Source organism: Bradyrhizobium sp. i1.15.2, from assembly GCF_040548425.1.
Taxonomy (GTDB): Bacteria; Pseudomonadota; Alphaproteobacteria; order Rhizobiales; family Xanthobacteraceae; genus Bradyrhizobium; species Bradyrhizobium canariense.
Genome location: NZ_JBEPRQ010000020.1, coordinates 60,340 through 77,418 on the forward strand (window position 1 = coordinate 60,340; position 17,079 = coordinate 77,418).

Below are 17,079 nucleotides of genomic sequence, written 5' to 3' on the forward strand. Positions count from 1 at the left end.
TTCGCTCAGCCCGCCCGCGTCTTGTCGAGATCGAGCAGCCCGCGCGCCTCGAGCTCGTCGCGAACCATCCGTTTGGGAATCTTGCCGTAGCCGGATTTCGGCAAGGCCTCCCAGAAGAAGAACCGCTTCGGCATCTTGTAGCGCGGCACCTTGGGGCTGAGGAATGCCGCCATCTCCGCTTCGCTCACCGGCTTTGCGCCTTCGCGGGCGACGCAGACGGCAACGCCGACCTCGCCCCAGGTCGCATCGGGCACACCGAGCACCGCGACCTCGCCGACGCAAGGATGGGTCAGGATTTTCTCCTCGATCTCCCGTGGATAGATGTTGGAGCCGCCGGAGATGTACATGTCGGAGGCTCGTCCGGTGATGTAGACGAACCCCTCCTCGTCCATGTGGCCGAGATCGCCAGTGCGGAACCAGCCATTGCGGAACGCCTTCGCATTGGCTTCGGGATTGTCGTAGTAGCCGGCAAGCACGGCGGGGCCGATCACGCAGATCTCCCCGCTCTGGTTGGCGCCGAGTTCGCGGCCCTCGTCGTCCTGGATCGAGACCTGCATGCCGGTACGCTCGAAGCCACAGGTGCCGATCTTCGCGTGCGGCCCGTCCTCGGGATCATGCAGCGCCGCCGGCAGCACGGTGATGTTGCCGGTCACCTCGCCGAGACCGAAATACTGCACGATGACCTTGCCGAGCTTCCTCAGCGCAGCCTTCTGGTCCTCGCGATACATAGGCGCACCCGCATAGATCACCTGGCGCAGCGAGGAATGGTCGTATTTGTCGGCGGCGGGATGCTCGACCATCATCTTCAGAATGGTCGGCACCACGAAGAGATTGCTGACCCGATGCGTCTCGATCAGGCGGAACGCCTCGTCGATATCGAATTTCTCCGTCGGGAGCAGCACGGTGCAAACGCCACGCGCGGTCTGAACCAGCTGATGCACGCCGGCGCCATGCGACAGCGGCGCCACCACCAGCGAAGCATCCGCTTCGGTGACGCCGGGCGTGAGATCGGCGAGATGGTTGGTGACGACAAAACCCATCTGCCCGTGGGTGAGCACCGCAGCCTTGGAGCGGCCGGTGGTCCCCGACGTGAAGAAGAACCAGCAGGGATCGTCGTGCTCGACCGCAACGTTCTCGACCACGCTGCCAGCGCGCGACGCGACGGCATCCGCAACCGACGTCTCGGCAAATGGCGCCCGACCGTCGATGCTCCAGGTGAATTCCAGCGCGCCACCGCTCACGGCCGCGGCGTGTTCAGGAAAATCGACGTGGCACAGAAACGCCTTCGCGCCGGAGGCCTGCGCAAGATAAGTCACCTCGTCCGGCATCAGTCGGAAATTGGTGGGTACCCAGACCGCGCCGAGCCGGAACGCCGCGAACATCGAGAAGAACATCTCGTCGCCGTTCTTGGAATGGACGAGGATGCGGTCGCCCTTCGCGATGCCCCGCGCAGCGAGCGCCGCCGCCAGCGCCGAGACCTGCGCGTCGATCTCCCGCCAGGTCCAGCATCTGTCACCCCAGACGAAACCGGGACGCGCCCTATGCCGCCGCGCATTCTGGGTCAGCATGTGAGCGAGATTCATGACGCGGCGGGACATGCGCAGGGGCTGCATCGGGCTTCCTCTTCGGCGGCGGACGGCACGCAAGCCGCCCGCTCATTGCAGCCCATTTATCGCCATCGCCACGACCCCTGCAAGGCTGCCGGGCGCAGCGCAGCCCATCCCACCGTTCAGGAAATTTTAAACATGATCGGCGCAACCTCGCTCAGTTCTCGCGTACAGAGTGCCGCATCATGGTCAAAGCGCCCGCCCTCCTCCTGTTGTCGTTGGCGCTTGCCGGATGTGCCGTGGGCCCACAAGCGCACCTCGCCTCCGGTCCCGCCTTCACGCCTGCGCGCTATGCCTGGGACGGCGCTGGCGAAAATCCCAATCACCCGCGCGCTCCCTCAGGACCAGCACGCACGGCCCGATCCGAGCGCAACAGCTCGCAAGCAGGGCTTAAACCCTACTCGAAGGAATGGTGGCAGGCGCAGGACGGCATCGAGGCGGAACAGGACGCCAGGGTCAACCGTTCCCTCGTCATCTGCCAGGGATGCCTGCGCCCGCAGGCGCAGTCCGAGGATTCCAGGCTCGCCAAGGCGACCGATTGAAACCTCCGGACGATCAGGACCTGGTGGAAGTCCGGCCCCGTCGTCGCGAGAAGCGACCGGGAGCTACAACGCCCCGAGCTTCCGCAATGACTCCTGTGCGGTCGGCAGGCCCGGCTTCAATTCCAGCGCCTTCCTGAAATCGGCAATCGCGCCCTGTTTGTCGCCGAGCCGCAGCTTAGCCTGTCCGCGGTTGCTCCACGAGAACACGTCGGAGGGATCGTATTGCAGCGCCTTGTCGTAGTCGGAAAGGCCGCCCTTGCTGTCGCCCTGATAGAGCCGGATCATGCCGCGATTGCGCCAACCGCGCGCGTCGGTCGGCGCAACGCGGATCGCCTCGCCATAATCGGCGGCGGCGCGATCGAGCTGCTCGCTATCGCGATAGACGTTGCCGCGATCGATATAGGCGAGCAGATCGGGCGCAAGCTTGATCCGCGTGGTATAGTCGGCGATGGCGTGCGCCATGTCGCGCCTGCGGTAAGACACCAACGCACGATTGGCGTAGGCCATGGCGTATTTGGGATCGCGCTTGATCGCGGCGTCAAAGTCCGCGAACGCACCGTCGAGATCGCCCTTGTTGAAACGCGACTCGCCGCGATTGCTGTAGGCCAGCGCCAGCGACGGATCGAGCTTGATGGCCAAGTCGTAATCGGCGATGGCGCGATCATAGTCGCGCTTGAAACTGTAGACACGGCCCCGATTGTTGTAGGCGCAGGCATAGCCGGGGTCGAGCCTGACCGCATCGTCGAGATCGGACAGCGCCGCGTCGAGCTCGCGCTTCTCCGTCAGACCATGACCGCGATTGCAATAAGCGCCGGCGAGCCGAGGTCCGGTTTCGCTCTTGGTATCGACCACAGTCGAGCAAGCCTTGATCCGCTCGTCCGGCGTGCTGGCCAATCCGACGCAGGCCTCCCAGGCCGGACCGCCTGCCGCGGACGCCGGAGCCGGCGAGATCAGCGCGGCGAGCAGCGCCAGGAGGCTGAGCGGGACACGCATTTTCCGGATATCTCCCCTGCGGCAATCCCTCTTGGTCGCACCTTGGCAAGGGCCGGTTCAGGCGCCTAGATCAGAGGCAAGCAGCAGGTCGGAAGGATTTTGCATGGCGCCATCGGTACGGGACAACAAGGACAAAAGCCGCTTCGAGCTCGATGTCGGCAGCGAAATCGCCTTCGCCAATTACCGGCTGACGCCGTCGGCGGTGATCATCACCCACACCGAGACGCCGCGCGCGCTGCGCGGCCGCGGCATCGGCTCCGAGCTGGTCAAGGGCGCGCTGGAATTGATCCGCCGCGACGGCAAGAAGGTGATCGCCGGTTGCGGATTCGTCGTCGACTATCTCGACAGGCATCCGGAAGATGCGGATCTCGTCGCCTGAATGCAAAAGGGCCCGCGCGATCGCGGGCCCTTGGGTTACGACCGGGGGACCGGTCAGTGCTTGATCTCCGGCGGCAGCTTGCCGCCATTGGCGGCGAGCTTGGACATCACCTGCTTGTGCAGCCAGACGTTCATGGTCGCGGAATCGTTGGTGTCGCCGCTGTAGCCAAGCTCCTTGGCGAGGTCCTTGCGCGCGGCGAGGCTGGAATCGATGTCGAGCGCCTTCATGAGGTCGACGATCGAGGTACGCCATTCCAGCTTCTCGCCCTTGTGCGCGGCGGCCGCCGCGTCGACGATCGAGGCAACGTCCACCGTCGCCGCGGGCGCCGATCCGCCCGGCGCGGGCCCTGCGGGCGCGCTGCCCGACGGTGCGCTGCCTGCGGGCGCGGCGGAAGCTGGCTGGCTACCGAAGATCGCGCCCATAATTTTCCCGAAAATGCTCATGTCTGCTCCCCGAAAAGGACCCGCTGGAGGGCCTTGAGTGGCACTTATAGACCAAGTTGCGTCGTTGCGCCCGCAAAGTTCCGCGGACCAGCACGCAGCATCAGCTTATCTGCGGCGAAATGACGACCGAACGACATCATCGGGGTTGCGCTGCGGCATCGAACCTCACCCAAGCGTGAGGGACAGGACTCGCAAATGGGCGTAGGCTTGACGTTCAGTTCGCGATGCCATCCGGAATTCGCGTCTGGTTGGGGATCGTGAAACTTAGAATAGCGGCCGCTTGCGCCGTTTGCTGGCGCCAGATGCGGCTGCATGGCAAGGGAGCTAGCGACCATGGCCACACTCTACCAGGGCAATGTCCCCACCTTGGCCCAGACCGCAGAAGCGGCTGGACCGGTGATCCGAACCATCCAACTCTCCGATCTGCACGATGCGCTCAAGCGCGGCTGGGACGATTTCAAGGCGGTGCCGAGCCACGCCATCATCCTCTGCGTGATCTATCCTGTGCTGGGCCTCGTGCTTGCCCGCGTGGTGATGGGCTATTCAGTGCTGCCGTTGTTATTTCCGCTGGCCGCTGGCTTCGCGCTGATCGGCCCGTTCGCTGCTCTCGGTCTCTACGAGCTCTCCAGCCGGCGCGAGCGCCATGAGGAGGCCAGCGCCTGGGATGCCATGGAGGTGCTGCGTTCGCCCTCCTTCGGCGCGATGCTCGGTCTCGGCGCGCTGCTGCTGGCCCTGTTCGTGACCTGGGTTGCGACCGCGCAGGCGATCTACGTTGCCGCTTTCGGCTACGAAGGCGCATCCGGGATCTCGGATTTTCTGACGCGCGTGCTCACGAGCCGGCAAGGCTGGTGGCTGATCGTGGTCGGCTGCGGCACCGGCTTCCTGTTCGCCCTTGCCGCGCTCTGCATCAGCGCCGTGTCGTTCCCGCTGATGCTCGACCGCCATGCCGGCGCGTTCGAGGCAATGGTGACGTCGCTGCGCGTTGTCGCGAAGAACCCGGTGCCGATGGCGGCCTGGGGCCTGATGGTGGCCGTCCTGCTGGCGCTGGGCACGATTCCCGCCTTCCTCGGCCTTGCCGTGGTGGTCCCCGTGCTCGGCCATGCCACCTGGCATCTCTATCGCAAGGTAATCGCAGCCGATCCGGGCGCGCGTCCGGTGCCGCCTCCGCCGCATCGTCCACGCAAGCCGGCCGCCGACTTCCCCGCCAACCTATTCCCCTGGCGCAATCGGACCGACGTCTGACGATATCGTGACATGCGATCCTGCTCCGGTGCGGGCAGGATCGCGCACTGTCATGCGCCTTGCTTTGGCCGCGGTTTCCATCGAGATTGCACCCGCCGTTCAGATCACTTCACGGAATTTATTTGCTCGAATGACCCCGACGATTTCTCGTCTCGCCCTCGCAGCCTTAGCCCTCACCGCGTCCATCCTATCCGCCCAGCCAGCGCTCGCCGCTGTTGCCTGCGGTTCGGGCAATTTCGACGCGTGGCTTGCAGACTTCAAAACGGACGCCGCGGCCAAAGGCGTCTCGCAACAAGCCATTTCCGCCGGGCTCGCCGGTGTGACGCTCGATCAGAACGTGCTCAACCGCGATCGCTCGCAGAAGGTCTTCAGCCAGACCTTCGAGGAGTTTTCCGGCCGCATGGTGCCGCCGCGCCTGACGCGCGGCTCCAACATGATGAAGCAATACGGCTCGGTGTTGTCGCGTATCGAGCAGACCTACGGCGTGCCTGGCGAGGTGCTGGTTGCGATCTGGGGTCTCGAGACCGATTTCGGCGTCAATACCGGCAAGTTCGCAACCATCCGCTCGCTGGCGACGCTGGCTTATGACTGCCGCCGCGCCGAGCAGTTTCGCGCCGAGCTGTTGGATGCGCTCCGCATCGTCCAGCGCGGTGACCTCGCACCGGCCGACATGAAAGGCGCCTGGGCCGGCGAGCTCGGACAGACCCAGTTCATGCCGTCGTCATGGATGAAATACGCTGTCGATTTCGACGGCAATGGCAAGCGCGATCTCCTGCACAACGCCCCCGACGTGCTCGCCTCCACCGCGAACTATCTCGCCGGTTATGGCTGGCAAAAGGGTAAGGATTGGCAGCCGGGCAGTCCGAATTTCGCGGTGCTACAGCAGTGGAACAAGAGCGAGGTCTACTCGAAGACTGTCGCTTATTTCGCCACCCAGCTCGCGCGCGCCCCTTAGAAGCCCCACGGTTCGGCGTGTGTGCACTGCAGCAGCGCCGCGTTATGTCGATCCGCCAGGGTTTAGTCGCACCGCTGGCCCAGGGCTGGCAAAAGTGTACCCTCTCGCTTGTTAATGAATCTTAGTTCACTCTTAATGCCCGATCATCATGCGATTCGCGCATGCGAGACTTGGGTATAGAAGCTATTCGATCAACTTGCGGACGACCACAAAGCAACTTATCTGGCCCTGAGTGGAACCGCCTCATCCGCAGTAAATCCGTGAATTCACGGGCATTTTCAGTACACTTTTTCCCGTTCCGCCTACCCTTTGGGCGGGAGTGCTCCTGGGTTAATCGACCGTTACCAATGCCATGCACCCAGCGCTTAGCTGCATCGCAACATCGGAACTTTCGCACTGCACCACTCTCACTTATATTCATTTCAACGATGAGGCTCGGGCAAGAGCTGAATCGAACTACAGGAGACTACCAATGCTGCTCTCGCTCATCCGCATGATCCAGGCTTTCCGGGACTATCAGCGCAATGTTGCCGAGCTGTCCCAGCTTAGCGATCGCGAACTGGCCGATATCGGCCTCGATCGCTCGGACATCCCGCGCGTTGCCGCCGGTCAGTATCAGGGCTGATATCGTTCAGCCTCAACCGGACGAACCGATAGCGCCCGCCTTGTGCGGGCGTTGTCGCATCCGGAGGCAGAAAACTCGATCTCGGCGATTCCACTGACCGCCGAAAAGCGCTACCTGTCCGCCCCATGACAGGACCCCAATCAAATACCGTGCACGTCATCGGCGCAGGCCTTGCCGGCTCCGAAGCCGCCTGGCAGGTGGCCAAATCCGGCGTGCCCGTGGTGCTGCACGAGATGCGGCCGACCCGCATGACCGAGGCACATCGCACCGACGGGCTTGCCGAGCTCGTCTGCTCCAATTCGTTCCGCTCGGACGATGCCGCCAACAACGCCGTCGGCCTGCTGCATGCCGAGATGCGCCGCCTCGATTCGCTGATCATGCGCGCAGCCGACGCCAACCAGGTGCCCGCCGGCGGCGCGCTGGCGGTGGACCGCGACGGCTTCTCAGCGGCCGTCACCAAGGCGCTGAACGATCATCCCCTGATCGAGATCGCCCGCGGCGAGGTCGCAGGCCTGCCGCCGGCCGATTGGAGCAACGTCATCGTTGCGACCGGCCCGCTCACTTCGGCGCCGCTGGCGGATGCGATCCGCGAGTTGACCGACGAGAACGCCCTCGCCTTCTTCGACGCGATCGCGCCGATCGTGCACCGCGAATCCATCGACATGTCGGTGGCCTGGTTCCAGTCGCGCTACGACAAGGTCGGTCCCGGCGGCACCGGCGCCGACTACATCAACTGCCCGATGACCAAGGAGCAGTATGACGGCTTCGTCGCAGCGCTGGTCGCCGGCGAGAAGACTGAGTTCAAGGAATGGGAGACCAACACGCCCTATTTCGACGGCTGCCTGCCGATCGAGGTCATGGCGGAACGCGGCCCCGAGACCCTCCGCCACGGGCCGATGAAGCCGGTCGGCCTCACCAATCCGCACGATCCCAGCACCAAGGCCTACGCGATCGTGCAGCTGCGCCAGGACAACAAGCTCGGCACGCTCTACAACATCGTCGGCTTCCAGACGAAGCTGAAATACGGCGAGCAGCAACGCATCTTCCGCACCATTCCGGGGCTGGAGAAGGCCGAATTTGCCCGCCTCGGCGGCCTGCATCGCAACACCTTTCTCAACTCGCCAAAGCTGCTCGACGGCCAGTTGCGCCTGCGCGCGCAGCCGCGGCTGCGCTTTGCCGGCCAGATGACGGGCTGCGAGGGCTATGTGGAATCCGCCAGCGTCGGACTGATTGCCGGCCTCTATGCGGCAGCGGAGGTGCGCGGCGAGACGCTTGCGGGTCCGCCTGCTACGACGGCGCTCGGATCCCTGCTCGGCCACATCACCGGCGGCCATATCGAGACCGTCGAGCCCGGCACGCGCTCGTTCCAGCCGATGAACATCAATTTCGGCCTATTCCCACCGCTCGCCAGTGTACCGACGAAGAAGCCGGACGGAAGCCGACTGCGCGGCAACGAGAAGACAGTGGCCAAAAAGCAGGCGATGAGCGCGCTGGCGCTCGCCGATCTCGATCGCTGGATCGCCGATCACCTGCGCATTGCCGCCGCGGCGTGAGTTTTCGATGAACCTTCCCAAAGACGACGCCGCAACACTCTCGGCGCGCTGGACCGAGGGCGTGCTGCTCAAGCGCGACGTGTTCTCGACCGTCGAGCGCGGCCGATTCCGCGACGATGACGGCGAGGTCGACGCGGTGCTGCGCCGCCTCGACGAGGTGCCGTGGTGGTCATTCCTTTTGGCGCGCCATCTGTTCGCCCGCGAGACGCATGCGCTGGCACTCGCCAAGGGACTCGATGTCGGCCCGGAGCTGCTGTGGGCCGGACGCCGCGCGCTGGTGCGCAGCTTCGTCGATGGTGTCGCACTGCATCTGGCGAAACCGCATGGCGACCTCGCTTATTTTCGCTCGGCGAAGGCCGCGCTGCGACGGCTGCGCCGCGCCGGAATCTGCCACAACGATCTTGCCAAGGAACAGAACTGGCTGGTCGGCCGCGACGGTCGCGCCTATGTCACCGACTTCCAGCTCGCGGCCTGCTTCGACCGTCGCGGCCGGCTTTACCGGATCCTGGCGTATGAAGATCTCCGGCATCTGCTCAAGCACAAGCGATCCTACGCGCCCGAGGCGCTGACGCCGCGCGAGCGCAAGATCCTGGCGAAGAAGTCGTTCGCCGCCAGCCTGTGGCTCGCCACCGGCAAGAAGGTCTATCGGGCAATCACGCGCGGCCTGTTCAACTTCACCGACCGTGAAGGCGGCGGCCGAAGGCTCGTCAACGACGCGCCGGTGCTGACGGAATTGATCCGCAAGAACCCCGCCGTGCGCGACACCGCCATCGTCGCGTTTGCCGACCGCCGCTCCGGTGTCGGCCTCTATGCCTTCGTCGAAGCCGATCAGGCCGCGCTCGAAGGCCAATTGCGGAACGAACTCACCGCCGCCAAGGGGCCGAAGCCCCCGGAACACATCCAGGTCGTGCACGCACTGCCACGCAACGCCGACGGCAAGCCGCGCACGGAGATCCTGCAACTGGTCGCCATGAACCAGCTCGACCTGATCGAGCCGATGATGAAGAACGACCAGGACCGTGCTTTCCTCAAGGACATCCTGGAGCAGCGCAAGAACTTGCGCGACCGCTTCAATTTCGAGGCCGACCTGCCGGCGGGCTAGCGTGGATCACGCCTTGAAGCGTCCACATTGGCGATAGAGAAGCGATCCGATAATTCGAGCTTGGTAGGGGACTTGGCGGGGTCATGGGCACTCGGGGGACGATGATGCATCGTGTGGTAGGCGGCCTGATCGCCGGCCTTCTGCTGCTCGCCACCACGCCCGTAATGGCCGAGTCTCCCGCCGAACTGATCTCCAGCTTCCGCCTCAAGCATGGCGAGGTCCGCGTCGTCCGCGATTCGACCCTCGACCGCATCGCCATGGACCAGGCGCACGCGATGGCGACAAAGGACGACCTCAGTCACGACGCCCTCGGTCCGTTCAACCGCCGGGTCGCACCTGCCGGCGCAGGCCGCGCCGCCGAGAATATTGCCTACGGCTATGACAATTTCGAGAAGACTCTGGGGCAGTGGATCGACTCGTCCGGACACCGCAAGAACCTGCTGCTGCACAACGCTTCCCGCGTCGGGATCGCGAGCGCGAAAAACGCCAGCGGCAAGCGCACCTATTGGGCAATGGTGATCGCCGGCGACTACGAGCCGAAGGGCAAAGGCAAAGGCAAGAAAGACGGAGAGCCCCTCGTTGCCGTGAAACGCGAAGCCGTTCCTGCAAGCAAGCCGAAATCCGGCGGCTGCCACATCAAGCTGCTCGGCCTCTGCATCTGAGGCGTGACGCCGCGCCGGAAGCATTGTTGCACGCGCTTCTCCGACCGGCCATTATGATCGCGCCGCTATCCTCAACCAACCTGAGGCGATCAATGGCCAAGAAGTACACCGCTCAATGCGCCTGTGGCGCCATCAAGTTCGAATTCAGCACCGATCCGTCCTTCATCGCCAATTGTCATTGCAACGACTGCAAGCGCGCTTCGGGCGGCGAGATGGCGACCTTCTTCGCGGTACCCGAGGACGATTTCACGCTTCTCTGCGGCAAGCCGAAGGCGTTTCACTACATCGCCAATTCCGGCAAAGGCCTGGATCGCAATTTCTGCCCGGAATGCGGTTCGCGGGTCTTTACCACTAATCTCGATAGCTTCCCCAAGACGGTCTTCGTCCAGTTGGGCAGCCTCGACCGGCCCGACCTCGTGGCACCGAAGCTCGAGATGTTCACCAAGCGTCGCATGTCGTGGAACATGCCGCTCAACCTGCCGCAGTTCGAGGAAATGCCGCACTGACGCGACGATAGTCCGAGCCGGAGATTTAGTTGATCAACATCGAGCGAATACGTGCCGACACGCCAGCCACCTCCCGGCTGGCGTACCTGCACAACGCGGGAGCTGCTCTCATGCCCGTTGCTGTCGTCGAAGCCATGAAGCAGCATATCGATCTGGAGTGCGAGATCGGAGGCTATGCGGCAGCCGATCGGGAGTCGCGCCGGCTTGATTCAGTCTACGGCTCTGTGGCCCGCCTGCTGAATGCCGCGCCGGATGAGATCGCCCTCATGGAGAACGCGACGGTTGCCTGGCAGATGGCTTTCTACGCGCTTCCATTTAGCAAGGGCGACCGGATCCTGACCGCCGAGGCGGAGTACGCGGCCAACTATGTCGCTTTTCTTCAGGTCGCCAAGCGAACAGGCGCCGCGATCGACATCGTGCCGAGTGATGCCAGCGGCGAACTCGACGTCGACGCGCTCGAACGCATGATCGACGAGCGCGTGAAGCTGATTGCGATCACCTGGGTTCCGACCAATGGCGGACTGGTCAATCCCGCAGCAGCCGTCGGCAAGATCGCGCGGGCGCACGGCATCCCCTATCTGCTCGACGCCTGCCAGGCGGTCGGACAGATGGTGGTCGACGTCGAGGCCATCGGCTGTGACATGCTGTCGGCGACGGGCCGTAAATTCCTCCGCGGCCCGCGCGGCACTGGCTTCCTGTACGTCCGCCGGGCGATGCTGCAGCGGCTCGAACCGCCGATGATCGACCACTACGCCGCACCCTGGGTCTCCCGGGACGCTTATCGGCTGCGTGACGATGCGCGCCGTTTCGAGACCTGGGAGAACAACTACGCAGCCCGGCTTGGGCTCGGCGCGGCTGTCGATTATGCCCTGGACATCGGGATCGGCCCGATCGAGCAGCGGTGCCGCATGCTGGCGGACCGCCTGAGGGGCAGCCTTGCGTCCATTCGCGGCATCAGAATTCGCGACCTCGGACGCACTCCGGGAGCCATCGTCAGCTTCACGGTGGACGGCTACGAGGCGGAGGCGGTCGTCAGCGGCGCGGCCGCAGCCAGCATCACGATCGGCGCCTCAGATCCGTCGAGCACGCGCATCGATGCCGAAATTCGCTCGCTGCCGCCGGTGGTGCGCGCCTCCCCGCACTACTACAATACGGAAGCCGAGATCGATCGGCTGATCGCCCATTTGGCGGGTTTGACGCCGCGATAGCGGCGGGCGCGCACAGCTCAGGTACAGCGCGCACTCAATCCGGATGCGCCAAGCTTCGCCATGACCTCGTCGAGATGGGCGCTGTCGCGGGTCTCGATCACCAATTGCAGCAACGTCGCCTTGGCCGGAAGATCCGAGAAGGTGCGCTGGTGCGAGACCTCGATGATATTGGCGCCGGCCTCCGCCAGCAGTGCCGCGACAGCAGCCAGTTGGCCGGGCCTGTCGGGGATGTCGAGCGACAATTGGGTGAGCCGCCCCTCGCGCGCCAACTCGCGGGTCAGGACCGATGCGATCAGCCGTGTGTCGATATTGCCGCCGCTCAGCACCAGCCCGACCTTCTGGCCGGCGAAACGGGACGGGTCGGACATCAGCGCGGCGAGGCCAGCGGCACCGGCGCCTTCCACGACCGTCTTCTCGATCGAGATCAGGGTCGCCACCGCGCGCTCGAGTTCGGCTTCGTTGACCAGCGCAATGTCGTCGACGAGGCGGCGGACGATTTCGGTTGTGATCTTGCCGGGCGTTTTCACCGCGATACCTTCGGCGAGTGTGTCGCCACGTGCCGGCAGATTGCCGTCGTGGATGGCGTTGTACATCGAGGGGTAGAGCCAGGCCTCGACGCCGAGGATCCGCAGCGACGGCTTGATCGATTTCGCGGCAATGGCGATCCCGCTGATCAGACCACCGCCGCCGATCGGGACGACCAGTGTATCGAGCTCCGGCACTGTCTTGAGTATTTCCAGCCCGACCGTTCCCTGCCCCGCGATGACAAGCGGATCGTCATAGGGATGGACGAAGATCATGCCGCGCGCTTCGCCGTGGCTGCGCGCATACGCGGCCGCCTCCTCTAGCGTGGCGCCCGTCACCACCACCTCGGCACCGTGATGCCTGGTGTTCTCGACCTTCACCATGGGCGTGCCGACCGGCATGACAATGGTGGCGGGAATGCCGAGCCGCTTGGCGTGATAGGCGACGCCCTGCGCGTGGTTGCCCGCCGACATCGCGACGACGCCCCGCACGCGCTCCTCCGGCGTCAGCGCCGTGAGGCGGTTGAGCGCGCCGCGCTCCTTGAACGAGGAGGTGAACTGGAGGTTCTCGAATTTCAGCCAGATATCGCAGCCGCAGATATTGCTCAGCGTGCGACTGTAGCTACAGGGCGTCTCGACGACGGCGCCGCGGATCGTCTCGGCGGCGGCATGGATGTCGGCCGGTGCGACCGGAAGGCCGCCCAGATCGGAAGATATGGTTTGGGACAACTCAGCCATAGGACAGCATAGAGCATTTGCCCGGCTCCGGCGATAAGCCAACCGCTATTTGGTAAATTCCCGCGAACGTGAAGCCCGCCAAAGCGTCCACAGCGTACGCAGCCGCGATGACGGTTGCGGCGCAAATGGATTGCGCCCGGGTTGCGACAGGCGCTCAAGGTCGGCCCTTACCTGGCTCAGCGGCAGAAACGCTGGCCGAGCCGACACCGGCACCTCGGGCAACAGCGACAAGGCCGTGGTCAAATGCTGCCCGGCCTCGCCCACGAGCTGGTCCAGGACGGCGCGCAAATTCGGCGTCTCCTTGCCGGCGAACACGTCCTCCATGTTGCAATCGTGGCTTGCCAGAACTTGCTGCGGCAGGAACAATTGCCGGTGCGCCGCATCACGCGGCAAGTTCGTGATGACTTGCGCGATGCCTTGAGCCAACCCCGCATGCCGCGCGAGATGCTCGGCTGGGTCCAAGGGTGACGCCATGATCCGCGCCGCAAGAGTAAACAACGCCGAACAGGTCGCGGCCAGATAGCCTTCGAGAGCCGTCATGGTCGGCATTGGGTCGTTGTAGAGATCGAATTGATGCTCGTCGACGAGCAGCGACAGCGGTTCGACCGGCAGGTCGAAATCACGGATTGCGCGGAGCAGCTCCGCCGCCACCGGATTGCCCTCGGCGCTGCCATGGACTTGGCCCGACAGCATGTCGGTCCACCATTGCAGGCGGATTTCACCAGGCAAGGGCTGGCTTACCTGGTCACGGACGCGGACGATCTCGACATTGAAAGCATAGAGCGCCAGCAGCGCGCGGCGCTCGGCAGCGGGCGCGAACAGGGTCGCGGCATAGCGAGCAAAGTCGTGGCTGCGCACGAGGTCAGCACAGAACGCGGCAGAATCCGGCGGCGGCGCGGAGCCGCTCATGGCACGGCGATCAGCGCGGCCGCCACGCGCCGCCGTTCGCCGATCATGATGTTGTAGGTACGCACGGCGGGACCGGTCTGCATCGTGTCCAGAACCACCCTCGCCGCTTTAAGCGCCTGGCGCAGTTCCGCCGGCGGCAGCCAGACCCCGGTTCCGGTGCCGATCAGGAGCGTGTCGATGCTGTTGGCGGACTTGAAGACTCGATCCAGCGAATAGCGGTCGATCTTCGCGGGGTCCGTTATGTCCCAGGCCCAGATCGCGTCGGGCAGGCAAAGCAGCGATCCCCGATGCGACATGCCGGCAAAGGCAAAGCCGCCCTTGCCATAGGCTTCGATCGGCGCCGAGCGGGGGAAATGCGGTGCGTTGGGATCGCCGGCCATGAGCTTCGTCCGAATGAGCTTACTGCCCTCGCAAACTCCTGCGAGGGCATGCGGTTCGGATCATGCCTTGCTTTTCTTCGCCGGCGTAGCCTTATCGACCGCATCTTCGCGATGCTCGCCGACGCCGAGATAGATCAGGATCGGGGCTGCAATGAAGATCGAGGTATAAGTGCCGACCAGCACCACGCCGAACATCATGACCGCGGTGAAGCTGTGGATGGCATGGCCGCCGAACAGCAGCAGAGCCAGCAGCGCCAACGTCACGGTGAAGTGGGTGATGATCGAGCGCGACAGCGTCGAGTTGATCGATTCGTTGAGGAGCTGCGGCATCGGCATCTTCTTGTAGCGCCGCAGCATCTCACGGATACGGTCGTAGATGACAACGGTGTCGTTGAGCGAATAGCCCAAAATCGTCAGAAGCGCCGCGATGCTGGTCAGGTCGAAATCGACCTGACTGATCGACATGAACCCGATCGTCAGCACGATGTCGTGCACGTTGGCGATCATGGCGCCGAGCGCGAACTGCCACTCGAAGCGGAACCAGAGGTAGACCAGGATCGAGACGATCGCGAGCATCAGGCCGAGCATGCCCCAACTCAGCAGTTCGCCGGAGACACGCGGCCCCACCACCTCGACGCGGCGATACTCCACGGACTCGCCGAGCGCAGTGCGGACCTTGTCCACGGCTGCCTGCTGCGCCTTGTCGCCGCCCGGCTGCTCAGCAACGCGAAGCAGCACGTCAGCGGGGCCACCGAATTGCTGCAGCTGGACTTCGCCGAGTCCCAGGCTGCCAAGGGTCGTGCGCATCTGCGCAAGATCGGCGGAGCCCGACTTGGCCCTTACCTCCATCAAGGTGCCGCCCTTGAAGTCGATGCCGAAGTTCAGGCCATGGGTAAAGAACAGCGTGATGGCGACGATCGACAGCGCCGCCGAGATCGGGAAGCTGATACGGCGGAAGCGCGTGAAGTCGAAATGCGTCTCGTCTGGCACGATGCGCAGCGACGGCAGGAGGCCAAGCACGCTGACCACGGTCAGCACGGCAATCAGGACGCCGAGAGAAATGAGAACGAGTTGAGTAGTGGTCACAGCCGGCCTCGAATGATCAAATCGGCACAGTTTTCGGCCGCGTCCACTGCACCCACCATGCGACGATCAGGCGGGTCATGGTGAAGGCGGTGAAGACCGTGGTGATGATTCCGATGCCCAACGTCACTGCGAAGCCGCGCACCGGTCCGGTGCCGATCATGAACAGCACGGCAGCGGCAATGAAGGTCGTGATGTTGGAATCGAGAATGGTCGCAAGCGCCCGCTTGAAGCCTGCATCGATCGCCGAGATCGGGCTTCTCCCGCCGCGCAACTCCTCGCGGATGCGCTCATATATCAGCACGTTTGAGTCCACCGCGATGCCGACGGTGAGCACGATGCCGGCGATGCCGGGAAGCGTCAGCGTGGCACTGAGCAGCGACAACAGGCCGAAGATCATTGCGACGTTGATGGCCACCGCGATGTTGGCGAACACCCCGAACAGCCGGTAGGTCAAGAGCATGAAGATGACGACCAGGATCGAGCCGACGTAAGCCGCAAGCTCGCCCTTCTCGATCGAGTCCTGGCCGAGACCCGGACCGACGGTGCGTTCCTCGACCACCGTGAGCGGCGCAGGCAGGGCGCCGGCGCGCAGTAGAATCGCGAGGTCGTTGGCCGACTGCACGGTGAAACTGCCGGAGATCTGGCCCTGGCCGCCGGTGATCGGCTCGCGAATGACCGGCGCCGAGATCACCTTGCCATCGAGGATGATCGCGAAGGGCACCCCGACATTCTCCTGCGTGGCCTGCGCAAACTTGCGCGCTCCAGAGGTATTGAACGTGAAGCTAACGACCGGCTCGTTGGTACGCTGGTCAAAGGTCGCCTGGGCGTTGGTCAGGTCGCCGCCAGCAACCAGCACCTGCTTCTTGACCACATAGTTGGGCGGCGGCGGCGTGGCCGCCGGCAGCAGTTCGGAATCCGGTGGAATCCGGCCCTGCTGCGCCTGGTCCGGCGGCACCGAGGGATCGACCATGCGAAATTCCATTTTCGCGGTCTTGCCCAACAGTTCCTTCAAATGGGTGGGATCCTGCAAGCCCGGCACCTGCACCAGGATGCGGTCATTACCCTGACGCTGGATGATGGGCTCGACGGTGCCGAGCTCGTTGACGCGCTTCTCAACGATCTGGATCGACTGCTCGATGGTCTTGCGCATGCGGTCGAGCATCGCGGCCTCTGGAATACTGAGGCGGATCAATCCGCCACCAGCATCGGCGACCTCAAGGTCGCGCTGACCGCTGGACCCCATCAGGCCGCCAATCGGCTGCGCAAGCTCGCGCAACTTGGCGAGCGCCGGCTGCGCGTCGGTGTCCTTGGTGATGCGAACCTCGACCGCGTCGTTGCGCACGGTGACGCCACCGGTGAAGCCGATCTTGGCCTCGCGCAGCACGCGACGGACGTCGTCGCGGATCTGGTCGAGCTTTTCCTTCTTCACATAGTTGGAATCGACCTCGAGCTGCAGAGAGGAGCCGCCCTGCAAGTCGAGACCCAACACCAGCCGCCGCTGCGCCCAGGCGGGCCAGGTCTTGACCTGCGCTTCGGGGAAGAAGTTCGGGACCGCGCAGAGGCACACGATCAGCGCCGTCAGGATGATCCCGAGCGCCTTCCACCGCGTGAAATACAACATCGAC

Annotated in this window: 18 protein-coding genes; 10 read left to right on the forward strand and 8 right to left on the reverse strand. The window is 64.2% G+C overall.

What is annotated here, in order from left to right; all coding sequences use genetic code 11:
* Positions 1-5: 5 nt before the first annotated feature.
* On the reverse strand, positions 6-1,613 hold the full coding sequence (locus ABIB80_RS28120; protein WP_007590712.1) for an acyl-CoA synthetase: 1,608 nt from the start codon (positions 1,611-1,613) through the stop codon (positions 6-8).
* Positions 1,614-1,792: 179 nt separating this feature from the next.
* Between ABIB80_RS28120 and ABIB80_RS28125 the strand changes: the two genes are divergently transcribed.
* Positions 1,793-2,149, forward strand: a complete 357-nt coding sequence (locus ABIB80_RS28125; protein WP_007590711.1) for a hypothetical protein — start codon at positions 1,793-1,795, stop codon at positions 2,147-2,149.
* 63 nt (positions 2,150-2,212) lie between these two features.
* Here ABIB80_RS28125 and ABIB80_RS28130 read toward each other — a convergent pair whose 3' ends face one another.
* A complete protein-coding gene (locus tag ABIB80_RS28130) occupies positions 2,213-3,142 on the reverse strand; it encodes a tetratricopeptide repeat protein (protein WP_219685495.1) in 930 nt (309 codons plus the stop codon).
* A 103-nt stretch (positions 3,143-3,245) separates the two neighbouring features.
* Between ABIB80_RS28130 and ABIB80_RS28135 the strand changes: the two genes are divergently transcribed.
* A complete protein-coding gene (locus tag ABIB80_RS28135) occupies positions 3,246-3,521 on the forward strand; it encodes a GNAT family N-acetyltransferase (RefSeq protein WP_219685496.1) in 276 nt (91 codons plus the stop codon).
* Between the two features lie 53 nt (positions 3,522-3,574).
* On the opposite strand, the gene ABIB80_RS28140 is transcribed toward ABIB80_RS28135, so the two are convergent.
* The gene (locus ABIB80_RS28140; protein ID WP_219685497.1) at positions 3,575-3,964 is read right to left on the reverse strand and encodes a DUF3597 domain-containing protein; all 390 of its coding nucleotides are present in this window, start codon (positions 3,962-3,964) and stop codon (positions 3,575-3,577) included.
* 333 nt (positions 3,965-4,297) lie between these two features.
* Between ABIB80_RS28140 and ABIB80_RS28145 the strand changes: the two genes are divergently transcribed.
* The 8 genes from ABIB80_RS28145 to ABIB80_RS28180 all read left to right on the forward strand — a co-directional run bounded on the left by ABIB80_RS28145 (position 4,298) and on the right by ABIB80_RS28180 (position 11,817).
* Entirely contained in the window at positions 4,298-5,206 is a 909-nt protein-coding gene (locus ABIB80_RS28145; protein ID WP_354128845.1) for a DUF2189 domain-containing protein, read from the forward strand.
* A 130-nt stretch (positions 5,207-5,336) separates the two neighbouring features.
* Positions 5,337-6,161, forward strand: a complete 825-nt coding sequence (locus tag ABIB80_RS28150; RefSeq protein ID WP_354128846.1) for a lytic murein transglycosylase — start codon at positions 5,337-5,339, stop codon at positions 6,159-6,161.
* 472 nt (positions 6,162-6,633) lie between these two features.
* Positions 6,634-6,786 carry a DUF1127 domain-containing protein gene (locus ABIB80_RS28155; protein ID WP_007590701.1) on the forward strand — a complete coding sequence of 51 codons (153 nt, stop codon included), beginning with the start codon at positions 6,634-6,636 and terminating at the stop codon, positions 6,784-6,786.
* 125 nt (positions 6,787-6,911) lie between these two features.
* Positions 6,912-8,339: a methylenetetrahydrofolate--tRNA-(uracil(54)-C(5))-methyltransferase (FADH(2)-oxidizing) TrmFO gene (gene trmFO, locus ABIB80_RS28160; protein ID WP_354128847.1), complete on the forward strand. Its 1,428-nt coding sequence runs from the start codon at positions 6,912-6,914 to the stop codon at positions 8,337-8,339.
* Positions 8,340-8,346: 7 nt separating this feature from the next.
* The gene (locus tag ABIB80_RS28165) at positions 8,347-9,441 is read left to right on the forward strand and encodes a serine/threonine protein kinase (protein ID WP_354128848.1); all 1,095 of its coding nucleotides are present in this window, start codon (positions 8,347-8,349) and stop codon (positions 9,439-9,441) included.
* Between the two features lie 104 nt (positions 9,442-9,545).
* Entirely contained in the window at positions 9,546-10,103 is a 558-nt protein-coding gene (locus ABIB80_RS28170; protein WP_354128849.1) for a CAP domain-containing protein, read from the forward strand.
* Between the two features lie 92 nt (positions 10,104-10,195).
* Entirely contained in the window at positions 10,196-10,609 is a 414-nt protein-coding gene (locus ABIB80_RS28175; RefSeq protein ID WP_007590685.1) for a GFA family protein, read from the forward strand.
* Between the two features lie 29 nt (positions 10,610-10,638).
* Entirely contained in the window at positions 10,639-11,817 is a 1,179-nt protein-coding gene (locus ABIB80_RS28180) for an aminotransferase class V-fold PLP-dependent enzyme (protein ID WP_035992621.1), read from the forward strand.
* Positions 11,818-11,834: 17 nt separating this feature from the next.
* On the opposite strand, the gene ABIB80_RS28185 is transcribed toward ABIB80_RS28180, so the two are convergent.
* The 5 genes from ABIB80_RS28185 to secD are packed head-to-tail and all read right to left on the reverse strand — an operon-like array spanning position 11,835 to position 17,075.
* Positions 11,835-13,079: a threonine ammonia-lyase gene (locus ABIB80_RS28185; protein WP_007590682.1), complete on the reverse strand. Its 1,245-nt coding sequence runs from the start codon at positions 13,077-13,079 to the stop codon at positions 11,835-11,837.
* A 45-nt stretch (positions 13,080-13,124) separates the two neighbouring features.
* Positions 13,125-13,988: a phytoene/squalene synthase family protein gene (locus ABIB80_RS28190; protein ID WP_007590680.1), complete on the reverse strand. Its 864-nt coding sequence runs from the start codon at positions 13,986-13,988 to the stop codon at positions 13,125-13,127.
* Complete coding sequence (locus ABIB80_RS28195) at positions 13,985-14,368, reverse strand: Mth938-like domain-containing protein (RefSeq protein ID WP_007590678.1); 384 nt, start codon at positions 14,366-14,368, stop codon at positions 13,985-13,987. Before ABIB80_RS28195 ends, ABIB80_RS28190 begins: the two co-directional genes overlap by 4 nt.
* Before the next feature lie 60 nt (positions 14,369-14,428).
* Positions 14,429-15,454: a protein translocase subunit SecF gene (gene secF / locus ABIB80_RS28200; protein ID WP_007590676.1), complete on the reverse strand. Its 1,026-nt coding sequence runs from the start codon at positions 15,452-15,454 to the stop codon at positions 14,429-14,431.
* Between the two features lie 16 nt (positions 15,455-15,470).
* Positions 15,471-17,075 (reverse strand): protein translocase subunit SecD, encoded by a 1,605-nt coding sequence (gene secD / locus ABIB80_RS28205; RefSeq protein WP_007590675.1) that lies wholly within the window; start codon positions 17,073-17,075, stop codon positions 15,471-15,473.
* Positions 17,076-17,079: the final 4 nt, after the last annotated feature.

Coding starts and splice junctions, on each gene's coding strand:
- ABIB80_RS28120 (WP_007590712.1), bottom strand. CDS start 1,613: ATGCAGCCCCTGCGCATGTCCCGCCGCGTCATGAATCTCGCTCACATG.
- ABIB80_RS28125 (WP_007590711.1), top strand. CDS start 1,793: ATGGTCAAAGCGCCCGCCCTCCTCCTGTTGTCGTTGGCGCTTGCCGGA.
- ABIB80_RS28130 (WP_219685495.1), bottom strand. CDS start 3,142: ATGCGTGTCCCGCTCAGCCTCCTGGCGCTGCTCGCCGCGCTGATCTCG.
- ABIB80_RS28135 (WP_219685496.1), top strand. CDS start 3,246: ATGGCGCCATCGGTACGGGACAACAAGGACAAAAGCCGCTTCGAGCTC.
- ABIB80_RS28140 (WP_219685497.1), bottom strand. CDS start 3,964: ATGAGCATTTTCGGGAAAATTATGGGCGCGATCTTCGGTAGCCAGCCA.
- ABIB80_RS28145 (WP_354128845.1), top strand. CDS start 4,298: ATGGCCACACTCTACCAGGGCAATGTCCCCACCTTGGCCCAGACCGCA.
- ABIB80_RS28150 (WP_354128846.1), top strand. CDS start 5,337: ATGACCCCGACGATTTCTCGTCTCGCCCTCGCAGCCTTAGCCCTCACC.
- ABIB80_RS28155 (WP_007590701.1), top strand. CDS start 6,634: ATGCTGCTCTCGCTCATCCGCATGATCCAGGCTTTCCGGGACTATCAG.
- trmFO (WP_354128847.1), top strand. CDS start 6,912: ATGACAGGACCCCAATCAAATACCGTGCACGTCATCGGCGCAGGCCTT.
- ABIB80_RS28165 (WP_354128848.1), top strand. CDS start 8,347: ATGAACCTTCCCAAAGACGACGCCGCAACACTCTCGGCGCGCTGGACC.
- ABIB80_RS28170 (WP_354128849.1), top strand. CDS start 9,546: ATGCATCGTGTGGTAGGCGGCCTGATCGCCGGCCTTCTGCTGCTCGCC.
- ABIB80_RS28175 (WP_007590685.1), top strand. CDS start 10,196: ATGGCCAAGAAGTACACCGCTCAATGCGCCTGTGGCGCCATCAAGTTC.
- ABIB80_RS28185 (WP_007590682.1), bottom strand. CDS start 13,079: ATGGCTGAGTTGTCCCAAACCATATCTTCCGATCTGGGCGGCCTTCCG.
- ABIB80_RS28190 (WP_007590680.1), bottom strand. CDS start 13,988: ATGAGCGGCTCCGCGCCGCCGCCGGATTCTGCCGCGTTCTGTGCTGAC.
- ABIB80_RS28195 (WP_007590678.1), bottom strand. CDS start 14,368: ATGGCCGGCGATCCCAACGCACCGCATTTCCCCCGCTCGGCGCCGATC.
- secD (WP_007590675.1), bottom strand. CDS start 17,075: ATGTTGTATTTCACGCGGTGGAAGGCGCTCGGGATCATCCTGACGGCG.